Below are 18,664 nucleotides of genomic sequence, written 5' to 3' on the forward strand. Positions count from 1 at the left end.
TTACTTAGGAGCAAACTCAGCCGTTTTAAGAGGGCTGTTTTTTGATATAAAGTCTTGAAGGGCTTGGGCATCTGTTTCATCTGTACTAACAAACCCCTTTTTATTTGTAAGCGCAGGGTAGCCATCACCGCCTGATGCGTTATAGCTATTTAGACTCATTCTATACGTATTATGTTTATTAAAAGGCTGGCCATTAATAAGCACATTAACTAGCTGTCCATCTTTACGCTCAAACGATATTTTATGGTATTGCAAATAGGCACCTGCATCCGGTGGGAAGCTCGTTACTGTATTTAAATAATCCCATAAATCACTGCCTTGCCAATCCATATAAGTAATGCGATTTTTAAAAGGATGTACTTTTAAAATATCTTTATAGCTTACTTCACCAGCATCAATTGAGCTGCGAATGCCACCACCACTTATCAGTCCAAAGTCTGCACCCACTACATCCATTTGCGCTTGAATAATTACGCGTGCAAGATTTGTTTGTTGATAGCGGACTTTGTTTCTGTCACCTTCTAAACGAGCATCTACTTCACCAATGGTACCTTCAATTTGTTTAGCGCCTTTAGCTTGGTATACCGCTAAATAAGATTCAAGTTTTGAGTCTGGTTTAATGTACTCGTTCGCTAATACTTCTTTAGTTGAGCCATCAGCTTGTACTTTATCTACATACAAATTAACTGGCATCAATTTGTAGTCTAGTAACGTTAATTTTCCATTTTCAAGTTTAAACTCAGCTTTACCCACATACTTACCCCATTCATGGGCTTGCATAATGTAAGTACCGTTTTGTTGGTCTGGTTTACAGGCAAGACCTGGTTTAAAGTTATCGTCATTTACATTTGTATCGCTCATACATACAGGTTCTTGAGAGTGGCCACCAATGATCATATCTAGCGTGTTTGCAGGAAGTGAGCGAGCAAGTGTTACATCACCGGGTGCGTTAATACCAAAGCTAGCATCAACATAATGACCCATATGAGTCAGGGCGATTGTAATGTCAGGATTGTACTTAGCTTTTATTTCTTTAGCTAGTTTTGCGGTAACGTCAACAGGGTCTTTAAACTCTAAGTGCCCAATATACTGAGGATTACCAATTTTAGCTGTGTCGGTTGTTGTTAATCCAATAACGGCAATAGTTAAGCCATTTTTTTTGAATATTTTATAGCTATCAAACGCGTGCTCGCCTGTCTCTTTTTCAAATATATTGGCTGATAAAAAAGGAAAGTTCACCCATTTTTGCTGTTGCTTTAAAACATCAATAGGGTTGTCGAATTCGTGATTACCCAATGCCATTGCATCGTAACCAATCAGCGACATTCCTTTAAAGTCAGGTTCTGCTTTTTGTAAGTCTGACTCAGGAATACCCGTATTAATATCACCACCAGAGAGTAGTAAAACGGCATGACCTTGTTTGTTCGCTTCAGCTCGAAGCGAATCAATAAGCGTTTTACGTGCAGCCATGCCGTATTCGCCTTTTTCATTGTGCCAAAAACGTCCATGGTTATCATTTGTATGTAGAACAGTTAAGTATTGAGTTGAAGGACTACTAGTTGATGATGAAGTGCAACCAAGTACACTAAGAATAATTGAGAATAAAATAATAATACGCATAAAATACCTATGGATTAAGGTCTACTTAATTTATTGAGCGGATAGTTTAAACTAGTTTAATCCTAAAAAACGTACTTATTTACATTTTATTTAGAAGGTGTAGTTAATTGATTTGTTGCAGCACGTTCACGACGCCTTAATTCGGTATTCGCATATTCCCGCTTGCTGTGATTAGTACCTATCATCCATGTTAAAAAGCTCGCCGGTAGTTTTGTGTATGGTTCACCTTTGTGTAAACCAAAATCACAAATTGTATGTTTAGTGTGTGGCATTGTTGGGTCCTATTCTTTGTGTGTTTTTAAAGTAACAAAAAGTAGTCACGCTTTTTAGATGATTTATTTGTAAATAATTAAATTTATATAGCTAAAAAGCATATAAATAATGATGTATGTAATTAATTTGTTATCAACACGGTCTAATTTGTATCAACTTGAACTTTAGAATCGATTTTAATCGCCTATGGTATTAATGTGTTAACGTATTAACTACTTATCTAAAAAATATAACAACAGGAATGTAACATGAAAAAACTTTTACTTGGCTCAGTACTCGCTGCAGCAAGTTTTACAAGCACCGCTACTATTGTCGAAATGAACACGAGCCAAGGTGTGATAGAAATTAACCTTTTTGATCAACAAACACCTAAAACAGTCGAAAATTTTTTAAGTTATGTTCAAGATGATTCATATAACGAAACAGTGATTCACCGCTCTGTCAGTAATTTCGTTATTCAAGGTGGTGGATTTACATTTTCTGATTCATTAGATGCGATTACGACAAAGCCTACTGTAATAAATGAGCCGGTTTTTTCTAATGTTAAGGGTACAATTGCTATGGCTAAATTATCAGGTGATGCTAATAGCGCGACAAGTCAGTGGTTTTTCAATATCACCGATAACAGTGCTGCACTTGATACGCAAAATGGTGGTTTTACTGTGTTCGGACAAATTACTGCAGCGAGTCAATCTACTTTAGATAAAATTGCAGCTTTGGTGCACTGTGGTGAAACTCCAGTTGTTGATATTACTGCTGAACAATGTTCAAGCAATGACGTAACGATTAGCAGTGCTAATTTAGTGACTATTCAAAGCGTAACTGTAATGGATGATGACCCGAATTCTTCAGCAGGGCTTACAGTCACTGCAAATACGTTAATTGACGCTGACACATCAACAGATTCAGGTAGTAGCTCTGGCGGCGGGTTAATTTGGCTTTTAGGTGCTTTTTTACTTGCGTTACCTCGTTTAAAACGTGCTAAATAATTAAAATTAACGGTAATGTGGATGGCGTAAACCTGCCGTCCACATTACTATTATTAAACTTTGCTATTTAAAATAATACTCGCCAAACCATCGCAAGCCAAATTGAAAACACACAAATACAACCCAGTAAAAACACGTTAAAACGTGCGCGTACGTTATTTTTACCTAAATGAATAACACTATGCACAATTCGTGTTGCTACAAATAAACAGGCCAGTATAGCCACAAGTGTACTGGCGCTACTTAGTTGTAGTGCAAGTAAACATCCCGCGTAAAAAAGTACAGGTATTTCAAACTGATTCGAAAAGTTCCTATCTGCAACCCTAATAGTGTCGCCAGCCTTATCTAACTGCATTGTTTTAAAATCGCTTAAATCTAGTTGTTTATTTTTAGCTGCTGCAAAGCGCCTTTTACCCATAATGAGCATAACAACCAGTGAAAGTGTAACTTGTGTGAACATGGCAAGTATGATGATTTTTTCCATTATTTTTCCTTATTATTATTTAGAGTTTGTGTATCTTTTGATATTGAATGATTTCTAATCTTGTAAGGTTTTCAGATTCCCAATCTAATATTCGATTATGAAGTCATTTTTCACAATGTGTTACACAAAATAGCGTTATTTTGTAGAAAGTTATTAATTGAAAATGTTAGTTTAGCTTAACTATATTGCTTTGAATTGGCGCACGCTATTTTGCGCAATACTTTTTAATGGAAAACAAAAATGAAAAAGATTATTGGTTTTAGTGCCATCGCACTTGCAGTTTTAAGTGGTTGTTCAAATACGGCTTCGGTTTCAGTGGCGCCTCAGGCCTCTTTACTATCAGATACGTTAGTCGTAAGTCCTAACGATAACCGCGAATATAAAACACTTAAGCTGGCAAACGACATTGAAATTATTTTAGTGTCTGATCCGGGAGCTGAAAAATCAGCAGCGGCACTAAGCGTTGGTGTTGGTTTACTGCACGACCCGATGTCGCAGCAAGGTATGGCGCATTATTTAGAGCACATGCTGTTTTTAGGCACAGATCGTTACCCAGATACAAAAGGGTATTCTGATTTTATGACCAAAAATGGTGGCGCGCACAACGCGTATACGTGGCTCGATATTACCAATTACATGTTTAAAATTAATAACGACGCGTTTGATGAAGGATTAGATCGTTTTGCCGATTTTTTCAAAGCGCCAAAGCTATACCCAGAATACACAGACAAAGAAAAAAATGCAGTAAACGCAGAGTGGTCAATGCGCCGCGAAATGGACTTTTTTGGTCAGTTTAAACTCGCGCGTAAAATGATGGGCGATCACCCAGCTAATCGCTTTTTAATTGGTAACCTAGAAACGCTTGGCGATAAAGAAAGCAGCTCGCTGCATAAGGAAACCGTCGATTTTTATAATAAATATTACTCTTCAAATATTATGAAAGTTGCGCTTATTTCTAATTTACCTATTGCTGAAATGGAGCAAAAAGCGCAAAAATACTTTGCTGATATAAAAAATAAAAACATCGAAAAACCAACAGTGACTGCAAAGCTTGATTTTGATAACGCTGGCGGAAAACGCGTGTTTTATGCACCAAATGAAGATGTAAAACAGCTGCAGCTTGATTTCACCATTGCTAATAATAATAGCGAATTTGCACTTAAACCAAACCGATTTGTAGCGTATTTACTAAGTAATGAAATGCCGGGCAGCCCAGCGCAACTTCTTCGTGATAAAGGGTGGGTGTCTCAGCTTTCAGCTTCAGCTGCACCAAATCAATATGGCAACTACGGTTCGTTAAATGTAAATATAGAGCTTACAGATGAAGGCATGAAAAATCGTGACGAAATAGTTGCGACTATTATGCAGTACATCGATTTAATTAAAAAAGAAGGCGTTGATAGCAAGTACTTCAACGAAATTCGTACATCACTAAATAACCAGTTTAAGTTCTTAGAAAAAGGTGATGAGTTTAATTATGTAAGCTCGCTTACGCAAAGCATGCAAGACTATCCGTTAAATCACGCTATTAATGCACCTTATTATTATGCAAAGTTTGACGCTGACGCCGTAAACAATGTACTTGAGCAGTTAAATGCCGACACCCTTCGTATTTGGTATGTATCGCAGCAAGAAGAGACAGACTCACAACTACACTTTTACGACGGTAAATACCGCATCAGTGACATTAGCGATGATGAAATCGCCAGCTGGAAAAAACCAAGCGAATTTAAGTTAGCACTACCAACAGTGAACAATTTATTGCCTGAAAATTTTGCAATAAAAACTCAAGCATTTAAAGAGCAAAAACACCCAGAGCTTGCTTACGATAAAAATGGTGTAAAAGTATGGCGCCAAGCAAGTCAAAAATTTGCAGAGCAGCCAAAAGGGCTTGTTGAAGTTTATATAAATACTCAACCCGGTTTGAACGATATTAAAGCAGAAGTCCTTTATTCTGTTTGGGCCGATTTATATAATATTCAACAAAGTCAGTTAAGTACCGAAGCAGCAATCGCCGGTATGAGCGTAAGCTTAGCACCGAGTAATGGTCTTGTTTTATCTATGAGTGGTTTTACAGATAAGCAAGATGTATTGCTTAAACAAGCTTTAACCGGATTAAAAGCTGATGAAACAGCACAAGCATTTAGCCAAGCTGTTGATCGCTTTAAACGTAATTTACTAAACCAACAAAAGCAGTTTCCATACGCACAAGCATTTGGCGAGTATTCAAAGCTAACGCGTACAGGTGGTTTTGATACAGATGCGCTTATTAAAGCCGCTGACTCACTGAGTGTTGCCGACTTAGCACAATTAAAAACAGCTACGTTTGCACAAAACGATTTACGCGTATTTAGTTATGGTAACTACAATCAGCAAGATATAGACGCGATTGCACAAGAATTAAGTGCAACATTACCAAGTAATCATAAACACAGTGAATTTGCGCGAAGCAAAGCGTGGTTGCCACAACCTGGCGAAACGCTGGTACTGCAAAAAGATATTGATGTAGCCGATGTAGCGGTGGTTGATATGACCGTTCATCCTGTTGCCGGTTATAAACAAAAAGCAGAAGCGGCTGTATTACAAAGTCATTTTAGAACAGTTGCGTTTGATAAAATGCGTACAGAGGAGCAACTTGCATACGCAGTAGGTGCGTTAGCTCGCCCAATTGAAGATTACTCAGCAATTGGTTTGTATATTCAAACACCGGTTAAAGGACCAAAAGAAATACAAGCTCGTTTTGATAGGTTTAAAAAAGAATACGCAGTTGAACTTGATAACATGAGCGAAGAGACTTTTGAGCAGCTTAAAAACTCTACCCTTGTATCACTTAAAGAGCAGCCTAAAAACTTAAGTGATGAAATGAGCCCACTTATAAACGATTGGTACCGTGAAAACTTTACCTTTGATTCTAAGCAAAAGCTGATTGATGAAGTTGAAAAAGTTACGCTTGCAGATATAAAAGATTACTACAAGCAAACAATGCTTAACCCTAATGCCGCACGTTTAAATGTGCAATTACGCGGTACTAAGTTTATAGAAAGTGACTTTGCTGATTTACCAAATCAAACTAAAATCACAACGCTTGATGCCTATTACAATGGCATCAAGTTACAAAAGTAATACGCTCTGTTATATGTAAAGTGAAACCGGTGCAAATGTACTGGTTTTACTTTTATACACTAACTCTTCACTTCTAAAATCGTTATTTTTAATATTTATATTTTAATGGTTTAGCTAAAAGTTTATTATTTTTACTAGGGCGTGTTGACCTGTGTGGATTGAAATTTTTTCAATCTAGAGGCGATTAAATCGCGGCGCATGTTTGGTATTTATGCTTCGTTATCGCCTATTTATGGGGAATAAACACCATACGCTCTGCCTTGCTTAAAAACCAAACACATTGCTGGAAATTAAACCACCAAAGATCACATGCCCTAATGCAAATTCTAATTTTTCCGTAAATAATACCAACCTGTGTAAATATTTTAACAATTTATCGAATTAAATCACTCTACAGTGTTGTTAAAAATTTTTATTTAGAACAACTAGATACAAAAATTTCTGCCTAGTTCTAGCGAAATTTTCTTATCGTTAAATAGACCCCATATATGATCAGATTGGTATAACCTGAACTCCGGTTAAAATATTTACTAACTTATTGAATTAAAGTGATATTTAAATTTATTTTCTCTAGCCAGCCTATTGCAAGTAAATTCAACGCAGTTAGCGTTGAAAATAGCTGAGCGAGATAGATTTATTATCCAGAGTTCAGGTTAAATAATAAGGAAAAGTTCGGTTTATCCATTTACTCATCAACAGTAACTTCTGCTAGCATGCGTCATCGGAACCTACCTTGAATATTCGTAAAATCCATAAGAAACTTGTTTTAACCTCCACAAGTTAACATTTGTTAACGAATAGTAATTTTGTATCTTATTTTTTAATTTAAATATTGGCTTGCAATTAGTACCTTAAGAAGGTAAATTGCCGTCCCCTTCAAACTATAAGCCTGCTTTTATTTTTGAATGTAGTTATAAAGTACTGGTATTTTTTTGTGGGTAAGTAATTTAAATAAATTAATGAGAAAAAATAATGATTGGAAAATTTAAAATATTACCGCTTGCTGCGATAATGTTAACGGGTTCAATGCATGCAGATGCAGTTGTTATTAAAAACGCAGGCTTTGAAAGTGGCCTAACATATTGGACGATAATTGATGACGCACGTGCATCAATTATAAGTAATTCTGGTACGCAATCTCTGCAATTAATGGGCTCACCAGCGCGCGTACACCAATGGATTGACGTTGAAAAAAATACAGATTACATTCTTACAGGCTATGTAAATGGTTCTGGTAAGTTTGGTGTTAATAATGGTTATGATGTAGTAAAAAAAGTAGTGTTTGATGTGAGCAAATGGCGTAAAGCTGTTGTTCCATTTAATTCTAAGTCACGTTCTAGAATTCAAGTTTACACTAAATTTAATGACGAATTCCAGCATGGTTACTTTGATGATATACAAATAGTTAGAGCTGATTCTATACCTACAAACCCAACTGAACCAACTGAACCGACTCCTGCTCCAGAACAGTGTGGCGTGACTAAGTTAGAAGTTATCGAAGCTAGCGATGATGGTTCGTATAACAACAACTACTCACCAGAAAAGGCGATCGATGGATTTTTAACTAGCTCTTCACGTTGGTCTTCAAAGGGCAATGGTAAGTGGATCCAGTTTGATTTAGGTGGTGAAACTACGATTGATAGTATTAAAACAGCGTGGTTATCAGGCGACAAGCGTACTGCTTACTTTGATATTGAAACGTCACTAGACGGTGAAAACTGGACTCCTGTAGTAACAGATGCTAAATCTCAAGGTGATGACTCGCTTAATAAAGATGATTTAGGCGATGTTTACGCTCGCTTTGTACGAGTTGTGGGTTACGGTAATAGCTCATCTGAAGACTCACAGTGGAATAGCTTACTAGATATAGAAGTATACGGTTGTGATGAACTTAAAGAAAGTCCAATTGAAACGCCTACTGAACCAACTGAACCAACAGAACCAACAGAGCCACCAGCTTCTTGCCCAATTACACGCTTAAGCGCTTCAGCTACTGATGATGGTTCATCAAGCGGTAATTATAAGCCAAGTCTTGCTGTAGATAATTCTTTGAAAGACTCTTCTCGTTGGTCTTCTAAAGGTAACGGTAAATGGTTACAGTTAGATTTAGGTGGCGAGACAACAATTGATTCAATTCAAACTGCTTGGTACTCAGCGGATAAGCGCACAGCTTATTTTGACATTGCTGCGTCATTAGATGGTGTTAACTGGGATTCAATTCTTACGGGTGGAGAGTCCAAAGGAAATGAAGAGCTAAATCAGAATAACCTAGGCGACGTATATGCGCGCTTTATTCGAGTAATAGGCCAAGGAAATAGCTCTTCTGAAGATTCTCAATGGAATAGCTTACTAGAAGCACAACTTTACGGTTGTGGTGAATTAGTAGATAGCCCAATTGAATTACCAACAGAGCCTGCGGAACCAACAGAGCCTACGGAACCAACAGATCCAGGTGAGTCAATTCCAGATTTAGTTATTCCTGAAAACATCACTAATGGTTCACTTTTTGACCTAGAGGGTAGTGACCCAAGAATTAACGACTCTACTTTAGTATTCCTTGCGCTTGAAGAGCAAGTGACTACGCCTAACGGTAACGGTTGGCGTCATGAGTACAAAATCAAAGAAAGTAAACGTATTGCGATGACGGATACGTACGAAGAGTTCCAAGCAACTATTAAAGTTGACCTTTCTAAAGGTGGTAAAACAATCGTTGCACAGCATCACGCAGGTGATACTGGTACGATTATGAAACTTTACGTTTCTGATACTGATGAGCCTGGTTTCTCTGATAGTAAAGCTGAAAACGGTATATTCGACGTATATGTTCGTATACGTAATCAAAGCGGAAAGGAAGAGAAAAAAGCCCTAGGTACTATTAAGTCAGGTGATTCATTCACTTTTCATGTACTAAATGATTATGGTGTTGTTAAGGTATCTGCATTTGGTAAAGATTTAGAAACCGTTGTTGAAGATGATTCAAAGTCATACTTTAAGTTTGGTAATTACCTGCAATCACAATACCCTGAAGGTACAGATAATTGTGGAACACATGGTGATTCTTCAAGCTTTAAAAAGTGTTTTGAGAAAATTGGTATTACAACGTCTAAAATTACAATGACAGACGTAACATACGTTCGTAAAACAAAATAATCTTTACGAATAACGAATCTAAACCCGTATAGCGTTTGCTATACGGGTTTTTTTATTTAAATTTATTAACCTAGCCATTTATGTATTCGTTATTTGCCTTGGCAGTGAGCCTCAAGCGTTTAAAACTTATTAACCTAACCGTTATGTATTTGTTGTTTGCCTTGGCAGTGATCCTCAAGCCTTTAAAGTTTATAACCTAACCGTTTACGTATTTGTTATTTGCCTTGGCAGTGATCCTCAGCCTTTAAAACTTATTAACCTAGCCGTTTGTGTATTTGAGTGATCCTCAAGTTCTTTATATTGGTACGTGTAATCATGAAAGCATATCTAATCTACTTTATTTGGCTATCAGCTTAAAATGATATTATTTATTCATACGCTGTTATTTTTTGTGAATAAAAATTTTTATAGACGCAGTGTTCAATCCTTTAAATTTGAGGCTGTGTTTTTATGTATCAAAGTGATTTGTTTAATCTTATAAATAAATGATGTAACGGGGGAGGGTTTACAGAGGTTTAGTTAAATAGAAGTGAATGATTACGCAGTGGATGATTGAATAGCGAAACATTCACATCAGTAATTTATACTGATGTGAATGTCGTTCTTATTGCGATGTCTTATAGTGAGTTTAAAAACGCCAACAAGGCTGAGCGTCTTGTATTACTCAGAGATTCATAAGCAATACGTGATTGCTCTGCTTCTCCACCGTGCCACATGATCGCCTCATTAATAGTACGTGCACGGCCATCATGAAGGTAGTTTGCGTCAGGTATGCACACGTCGTCACCTTGATAACCTGTTGGATTAGTTACTCCTGCGGTTACACATGCGGATAAACCAAGGCCCCAAAGTGGTGCTGTGCGCCACTCTGCACCGGTTGCATTTCCGCCACCTAAGTTATCAGCTAGACCTTCACCCATATCATGGAGTAATAAGTCACTAAATGGGCGAATAGTTTGACTGCGAAGCTCTGCGTGTACAGCAAATTCACTGGTTTTCATTGTGCTTCTATGACAGCTTTCACAACCCGTTTCGTTGAAGATCGTTTCACCTAATATTACACTTGAATCATCAAGATCGCGCTGTGCACGAACACCTAATAAAGAAACATATTTAACTAAATCATTTAGGTGTTCATCAGCAAGCTCACTACCTGTATTATTTCCACAGGTTGTTTGCTCTGGCCCACAATCAGGAGTTGGCAATACCGATGTCATTACACCCATATCTGTATTTAATGCGCCAGCAACTTGATGCATAATACTTGTTGCATTACCTTTATAACCAAATCGTCCTAAACGCGTTTCGCCTGTTATAGGGTCAGTGGATAAACGAGCTTTGCCAGAGATGCCATCTCCATTAAGATCTGCTTCATCCTCACGTTCTAATATTGTCTCTTCGCTTATTGCTTCGATTAAGCCTAAACCGACTAGTTGTGGTGCTAAGCGAGCAGAAAAACGTGCAGGTCGACCTTTTGAGAACTCATAATTAGGTGAGCGCAAGCCATTATTTTCAGTCCATGAAGCAATTTTAACTGTACCTTCACCTAAATCTGAATTAATACCAATATTGTTAGGTTGTAAAATATATCCACGAAGAGGATCTGGTTGGCCATTTTCGTCTGCAATTGCAAACACCCATTTATCTAATGGTTCGCCTACATCAGCAACTGATGCGCGTCCGTTTCTTTCATGACAACCTGCACAAGTTGCATTTACATAGTTAGGGCCTGCTTTACCAACAAGTTCTGTAAATATACCATTTTCAACACTTTCATCATGCCCACCGGTGTTAAAGTTTGTATGATGAACACGACGCCCTTTTACAAATGTTTGCCCATTGATGTTAGACAAATTAGTCGCCATTTGCATGAAGTGGTTGTCAGACTCTGCAGTGTAATTGTAAGGTAAAGTAGTGCCGCCACCAAGACGACCATTTTCTGCTATTGGGTAAGAATCTTCACGTTCAGATTCTTTGTCTTCAAATTCACCCACTGTTTTCCACGGTACAAGGCCTTCACCTACAATATATAAGTAGGTTGTACCGTAATAGTTTTCACGCCCTTCAGGCACATCGTCTAAAAATTGGCTTACTTCAAATTCCATACGTTGGCCTACGGCTAAAGGAATATTATCAGATGCTGACCAATTTAAAGGGCGGTATCGATCAATCACTAACTGATAGCGATATTGGTCGCCATCGTCACTAATTCTATTGAAATTATTATCGTAGCTACCATTGTCTAGCTCGACAACGTTACCACCTAAATTACCATGGTACTCAGCAACTGTGTTCAAGCCGCGATACCAAGCTCTAAGCTCTTTTGCACCTAATTTCCACTCAGTTATAAACGTTATTTCTAACGTTGAGCCGCCTTTGGCAACGTAATCAACAAACTCAAATTGTGCTGTACGGTGGAGCCAATAGTGAGATAAATAATGATCATAGGCTTGGAATTGATCTTCTTTTGCATGACGGTCACGGCCGCGATCAGCAAAGCGAGTAACCAATGCGTCACCTCTGTCAAATGAGATAGCTTGTTCAAGCTGGGTATTGGCGTCAAATAAAGGAACAATGCTTGTTAAATCTGTATCATATGGATTGTCGCCGTTATCGCTGTTGTCACCATTATCGCTGTTATCACCGTTATCGATGTTGTCACCGTTATCGATGTTGTCACCGTTATCGCTGTTGTCACCGTTATCGTTGTTGTCACCGTTATCGTTGTTGTCACCGTTATCGACGAATGCTGTGCTGCTAAAGACTAGGTTAAACCAAGGTGACGTTTTTACTCTAGAGTCGCTATCTAAATATGTAAAAGAGTAAACAATTTTATCGCCATCGATAAGCCCAGTAAGACTTTTTGTATTGCTATCGCTGTTGTTGGTCATTCTAAAATTGCGTTGCGTACCTTCATTAACAATATAATGTACATCAGCCCAATCAGGGGTATTAACAATAAAATCAAGTGAAGTTTGTGAGGTGATTTCAATATCTAAAGTATTCGTTTGTGCAATCTCACAACCAGTTTCATCAACAATTGTGTTTGCTAGAGTTCCTGAGCATTCATCTTGCTCATCAAGTACTCCGTCATTATCACTGTCAGTAACGGTATCAATAACCTCTGATTCTACAAGAGCCAAATCGAGCCAATTAAAGTTAAAGCTTCCTGATTTAGCGGTAATAGTTAACGTGTGTTGTGATGCATCTAAACTGACAGTGTCTAAAAACAGAGTTTCATAAACATGCCAGCCGTCTGTCGCAGCCGTATTGTTTGTAATCACTTCATCATCAATAGATAACGTAAAACTACCCGTTACTGCAGAGGCAATTCGTGCGCTAATGTTGTATGTACCTGCACCTAAATCTAATGTGTAACTCAGAGATTCACCAGGCTCAATCCAGCCAACATTGTAACCGCCGCCTTGATCTGTTGTTTTTTGAACATCAACGGCATCATCACGGTATTCGCCACCAATATTTATCGGTGTTTTGTCATAGTAGCTAGTGTAATCCTCAGCTTCAATGCGCACACTCTGTGCAGTTAGTATTTCACAACCGTTATTATCAACACTGTTGCCAACTTGAGTATCTGGACAGATATCATCAATATCTAATACACCGTCGTTATCTGTATCATCTGGCGTTGAGGTGGTTGCGCCACCTAACCATACAATGTCGTCAATTGCCATTTCAAATGGGGCTGTTGGTAAATCATTATCAAGGCTTGCGATATAAAAAAGGCCTTTTAATGATTGCAGTGCTATTAATTCACCACGTAACTCGTCAACAGGAATACTTACAGTAGACCATTGACCATCACGAACTAATCCGTAATGTTCTTCATCAGCAGGAAACTCAATCCAATTTATATTGGTATAAGTATCTTCAATGCCTATTTTGAAAGACACGTCAGCAGGTATTTTAATTTTAAAACTTAATACACCGTCTTCTGTAAAGTTACTTAGGTCTCTAATTTCGCGTGCTTGAATACCTCCACCGAACCATTCATTTTTAGACGTGTAATCCCACGAAATAACATTACTGCCTTCAAATGGTAGTTCATTGCCTTCGGTGATCGATTGTGTATTCCACACAAAAATATCTGCACTTGCGCCAATTTCAAGCTGGTTGTTTGTGTCTGTTATGTCTGAATATATACCTAAACTGCCGTTTTCAGGAATAGTTTGATCACCAATGAATACTTCACCTTGGCCATCTAATTCATATACTCGTACATAATCCACATACATTTTAGCCGGTTTTACCGCAGTAACTTGGCTGTTCGTAATTGCATCTGTGAAATTGCCGCCAACAGCTAAATTTAGTAACAAATAAAACGGAGCCTGAAACTCGCTTGATTCTTCGGTGATAGTAAAAGGCGCATCGAACATATCAACCTCAACACCGTTATCTTCAACAGTGAAGCGTATTTGCGAGTCGGTCCAGTAAGTGCGATATGTTACAAAGCGGTTTGTTAATGGCTCATTTGATACGTGCGCATTATCGTTTTGCCAAGCAATGCTTGCAGCACATGTAGGATTACCATCACTACAGGCATCGTCGGTGTAAAAAATTAAGTTAGACCCAACGTAGCTATTAATATCAGCCCCAGGAAAGCCTGCATCCACGCGTGCTTGTGCTTTATGGCCCATTTCCATCATGTCTATTTCGCCTTTGGCAGGCCAAGATTGATTTGTAGTACCTAGTAACCATGCTGCAGGCCATAATCCAATACCTACATCGGGTACCATCATACGCACTTCGATCATGCCATATTTTACAGCAATTTTATTGCTAGTTTGTACTTTACCAGAAGTAAAGGCATAACCATTATTTGCTTCATCTCGAGCTTCTAAAATGAGAGCCTTATTTCCCGCTTCATTGGGTATGTTATCAATGTATGCATTACTTTTAGCATACCATTGGAGCTCTTGATTCCCCCAACCACAGAGACCTTGGTCACACCCGTCTCCAACATCAACTGTCCATATTTCATCATCTAATGTGTTGAAATTCTCCTCCCAGATTAGATCTCCAATGGCAGCATTTGCGTGTATTGTTGGGCACAGCAAAAGGATTGCTAATCCTGTGAGTAGTATTTTCTTTTTCATATGGTAGTTCCTGATATCTCTACTATTAAACAAATCATTAGTAAAAGTAGACGCAATAAATTTAAAAAAGCGCTGTCTTTTTGCTACAAAAATAGATAACTAACTCATTAAATTAAATGTGTTCGAAATTTAATTGTGAACAAAGTATTTTGCTTTTTAGTTTACCTGCTACTGTTTAATGATTTTTATTGATACTATTGTATTGGTTTGAGTGGGTTTGTAAGTACTTATGGGTTGTTTTTGGTGTTGGTGAAGATGATATAAAATAGGTACAATTTTGTCATTATAAATTTAATACAAAAGAGCCTTACGATATATTTAATAAAAAAGTAAAAAAGGTGTTGCTAGAGCACCATCACGATCAGGCTAACGAAGTAAACTACGCACCAGAAGAAAAATTGAAGATATATTTTGAGGTTGATTAAAAATTCGATTGGCCAATTTTTTTAGCAATATCTAAATTGATGTTTAGCCATATTTTTTCAAGCGTTGATACCAAACCGTCATAGCCGTCATCATCAATAGGCACTATGTTTGAAAAATTATGAATACTTACAAGACGTCGTCCGGTTTCTGGATGTGTATAGTACAAGCGCCAGAGCCCTGAAATATCAGCGTTACCTTCCATATCGCCATTAAAGTGATGAATTTCGTATTCAAGTTCATAAAATGTTTGTTGATCGAGTTCAGTAATGACCGGTAAGCCCTTTATAACCATCCAATTTGGCATAGCATTAAAGAGTGTTTGCTGGGCTGTGGCAGTAAGCATTACATCTGGCGATTCACCCCACAGGTTGTAATTAGCAGCATGAATTTGGTTGCTGTCTATTTTCATAGCAATGCCCAAATTATTTAAAGCGCCTCTGAGTACAACAGTTTGTATTCTTAGTTGCGCATCTGTATCCGCAATGTTTCGAGACGAAGCGCCTATTGGCTGTTCAAACTGGTAATACTGTGTCGCAGTTTGTATTGATGAACTACAACCTGACAATAGTAATAATAAACTTGCAGTTAAAAATAACGATTTCATTATTGCTTCCTTGGTTTTGGATCTGCGGGTAATGATTTATCAAAAATTAGCATATTAGGTTGCTCGTTCAAACCACGAGTAAGCGGTTGTAACCCTTCACTTAAACGTTTAAATTCTTTTAATGTTTGCTGTATTTGATGATGCAGTTCAGAACCGGCTTGGTAACTGGCCATTGTTTTGTCGAATTGACGCATGGTTACTTCAAATTGCACCATACTTTTTGTCATTTTCTCAAAATTACGGTTAAAGTCGCCTGGTAAGTTTTGTGTATCTTTTTGGCTCAGTAGCTCTCGCATTTCATTAGCAAGCGCTCGATAGTCAGTAAATGTCGCTTGCATTTGCGCTAAGCTATCTTCAATTTTTAAGTCATTAACTTTATTGAGTACATCAGATACTTGATCTGCCAATACGGTTATACCGCTGGAAATACTTGGAAAAACATCATATTGAACAAGTTTGCCTAAATGCGCTGCGGGTGCGTCGGGATATATATCAAAATCAACATACACCGCACCCGTTAATAAATTGCCGGGCTTTAATGAAGCGCGCATCCCACTTTCAATCCAGCCTTTTAAACTACCTTGCCAATATTCTTTAGCTGAAGCACTGTCATGATACAAGCGTCCGTATTCTACTTTTATAAGTACCGGAACGGCCGTATTGTGGTTTCTAAAGTGAGCGGGCTTACCGTTAACAATTACATTAGCAGGGGCTTCTACAACAGTCCCTACACGCATACCTCTATATTCTACAGGCGCTCCTGTGCGCAACCCTCTAACGGATTGTTCGAATTCAATTAGGTAGTAATCAAAGTCGTAAAAGCGCTCTTCTAACGCTTCTTTATAGCTTTGGCTTAATGAAAAGCTATGCCCATCTTGTGCTATTTCACCCGGTGCCTGTTGCTCAGGTAACCCAACAGAAACACCGCCTTTTAAAAGTTTGCTTAAAGAGCCAGTATTTATATTAATACCGTCTGCAGAGAGGTCAATTTCAATACCCGCGTTCACCCAAAAAATAGAATTCATAGTGATGAGGTTTTGATAAGGTTCTTTAATAAACACGCCATACTTCATTGCTTGGTTTTCCCAATCAAAAGTAGCGGTTTCTATTTGCCCTATTTTATAATTTTTGAAGAATATACCGGTGCTTACATCAAGTACTTCAGCGTTATAACTAAGGAGTTTAAAGCGACCGCCTTTAACGTCTTTACCGATAAGTGCGGGTTCATCTTGGAGCGTAAACCTTTCTTTTAGCTCTTTACTTTCTCCTGGAGAAAACTCTAAATAAACACCTGATAAAAGAGTACTCATACCACTAATACCTGTTTCATCAATGCGAGGTTTAACGACCCAAATTTTTGCATCATCGGTTAATAATTTATTGTAATTTTTATCTATTTGCGCGCGAGCAATTACGCTGTCTTGCGTGTCGGATAGCCGAACATGATCAATTTGACCTATTTTTACACTGCGTACTTTTATTTCCGTTTTACCTGCAATAATACCTTCGGCCTGTGGCATTTCGATAAAAATAGTAGGGCCTTTATTTGCTTGATACTGATATAGCATCCACATGCCCACTAAAAGCGCAATTGCCGGAATGATCCAGATGGCGGAAATCTTCGGTTCTTTTGTTATTTCAGCAGTTTCGGTCATGCTTTATTCTCTGATATCTTATTTTTAGGTGAATCCCACAACAGTCGTGGGTCAAAGGCATGGGCAGCCATCATTTGGCATAATACCATAACTGTAAAAAATACAATGCCAAGACCTGGAGTTACCGACATTAAATTACCAAGCTGTACCAAGGCAACTAAAATAGCAACGACAAATACATCTATCATTGACCATTTTCCAATAAACTCAGTCAGTTGATAAATTCGAGTATAACTTTTTGTATGCCGATTTGCAGGCTTTGTAACCATAATACATAAAAAGCTCAGCACAAACGCTTTAGCAAGCGGTACAACCACACTGGCTAAAAATATAATGGCAGCAATGGGATAGGAACCACTCTTCCAAAGTGTAATTACACCACCAATTAATGTAGAGGGGGATTCATCACCTAAACTAGTGGTATGCATTATTGGTAAAACATTAGCAGGAATATAGCAAATAACAGAGGTTATTAACCATGCAGTTGCTTTTTGTACACTATAAGGGTTTCTGATGTGTGTTTTAGTGTGGCAACGCTGGCATATATCACCGGTGCATAGTTGGTGACATACATGGCAGGCTTTAATATTTTCATCAATTGCGCGTTTTGCGTTATCAGCGCCTTCGAGTATTTTTACAGGCTTAATTTGAGCCCATAAACGCGGGCGATTTAAGTGAACAAGTGCTGCTATATATAAAATAACAAACCCTACATAAGCCCAGAAACTTGCCCCAAAGCTAATATCAGCCAGCGACATAATTTTAACCATACTGACCAGCACACCGATTAAAAATATTTCTGACATAATCCAAGGCTCTAACGCAAGCGTGAATTTCAATAACCGCCTTGCTATGCCTTCGGGCAATGTTTTTAATACCCCTAAGTGCAGAGGGATCAAAATAAGGAGTAAACCCATAGGCAGGGCAATAATACTAAGATCAATAAATAAGCCGAGTAGTTCGCTATCGTAATTAAATAAAATTCGTGCGGCATCGGGTAGAGTAATTGTTTGAGTAATGCCGCTACTGCTAAATGAAATGAAAGGGTAAAACATGCTGCTTAGCAACATTAACAAAGCGCTAAAACTCAGTGCAACAATACGGCTGTCGTGATTCACATCGGCTTCGCAAAGTTTATGATGGCAATGTGGGCATATCGCCATTTGTTTCGCGATTATGCGAGGTATGTCTATGATCAGATCGCAGCAGGGGCAGACAGTTTGCAA

The 18,664-nt window shown here is 38.1% G+C and carries 10 protein-coding genes; 3 read left to right on the forward strand and 7 right to left on the reverse strand.

Annotated elements, in window-relative coordinates:
* On the reverse strand, positions 1 to 1,620 hold the full coding sequence (ushA, locus tag NRL14_RS10940) for a bifunctional UDP-sugar hydrolase/5'-nucleotidase UshA (RefSeq protein ID WP_306724665.1): 1,620 nt from the start codon (positions 1,618 to 1,620) through the stop codon (positions 1 to 3).
* Between the two features lie 86 nt (positions 1,621 to 1,706).
* Positions 1,707 to 1,892: a hypothetical protein gene (locus NRL14_RS10945; RefSeq protein ID WP_149615182.1), complete on the reverse strand. Its 186-nt coding sequence runs from the start codon at positions 1,890 to 1,892 to the stop codon at positions 1,707 to 1,709.
* A 249-nt stretch (positions 1,893 to 2,141) separates the two neighbouring features.
* Here NRL14_RS10945 and NRL14_RS10950 point away from each other — a divergent pair, with 249 nt between their 5' ends.
* Positions 2,142 to 2,882 carry a peptidylprolyl isomerase gene (locus NRL14_RS10950; protein ID WP_096794498.1) on the forward strand — a complete coding sequence of 247 codons (741 nt, stop codon included), beginning with the start codon at positions 2,142 to 2,144 and terminating at the stop codon, positions 2,880 to 2,882.
* A 67-nt stretch (positions 2,883 to 2,949) separates the two neighbouring features.
* Here NRL14_RS10950 and NRL14_RS10955 read toward each other — a convergent pair whose 3' ends face one another.
* A complete protein-coding gene (locus tag NRL14_RS10955) occupies positions 2,950 to 3,366 on the reverse strand; it encodes an MAPEG family protein (protein ID WP_306724666.1) in 417 nt (138 codons plus the stop codon).
* 240 nt (positions 3,367 to 3,606) lie between these two features.
* Here NRL14_RS10955 and NRL14_RS10960 point away from each other — a divergent pair, with 240 nt between their 5' ends.
* Both NRL14_RS10960 and NRL14_RS10965 read left to right on the forward strand, forming a co-directional pair.
* Positions 3,607 to 6,489, forward strand: a complete 2,883-nt coding sequence (locus NRL14_RS10960) for an insulinase family protein (RefSeq protein WP_306724667.1) — start codon at positions 3,607 to 3,609, stop codon at positions 6,487 to 6,489.
* A 972-nt stretch (positions 6,490 to 7,461) separates the two neighbouring features.
* A complete protein-coding gene (locus NRL14_RS10965; protein ID WP_306724668.1) occupies positions 7,462 to 9,639 on the forward strand; it encodes a discoidin domain-containing protein in 2,178 nt (725 codons plus the stop codon).
* Between the two features lie 617 nt (positions 9,640 to 10,256).
* Here NRL14_RS10965 and NRL14_RS10970 read toward each other — a convergent pair.
* From NRL14_RS10970 to NRL14_RS10985, 4 genes are all read right to left on the reverse strand, one after another.
* Positions 10,257 to 14,753 carry a di-heme oxidoredictase family protein gene (locus tag NRL14_RS10970; protein WP_306724669.1) on the reverse strand — a complete coding sequence of 1,499 codons (4,497 nt, stop codon included), beginning with the start codon at positions 14,751 to 14,753 and terminating at the stop codon, positions 10,257 to 10,259.
* 421 nt (positions 14,754 to 15,174) lie between these two features.
* A complete protein-coding gene (locus NRL14_RS10975; protein WP_149605077.1) occupies positions 15,175 to 15,783 on the reverse strand; it encodes a PqiC family protein in 609 nt (202 codons plus the stop codon).
* Positions 15,783 to 17,438: an intermembrane transport protein PqiB gene (pqiB, locus tag NRL14_RS10980; protein ID WP_149605078.1), complete on the reverse strand. Its 1,656-nt coding sequence runs from the start codon at positions 17,436 to 17,438 to the stop codon at positions 15,783 to 15,785. The genes NRL14_RS10975 and pqiB overlap by 1 nt, the downstream gene beginning before the upstream one ends.
* Positions 17,435 to 18,601: a paraquat-inducible protein A gene (locus NRL14_RS10985; protein WP_244958515.1), complete on the reverse strand. Its 1,167-nt coding sequence runs from the start codon at positions 18,599 to 18,601 to the stop codon at positions 17,435 to 17,437. Before NRL14_RS10985 ends, pqiB begins: the two co-directional genes overlap by 4 nt.
* Between the last annotated feature and the right edge of the window lie 63 nt (positions 18,602 to 18,664).

Source organism: Pseudoalteromonas sp. 20-92, assembly GCF_030847595.1.
Classification (GTDB): domain Bacteria; phylum Pseudomonadota; class Gammaproteobacteria; order Enterobacterales; family Alteromonadaceae; genus Pseudoalteromonas; species Pseudoalteromonas fuliginea.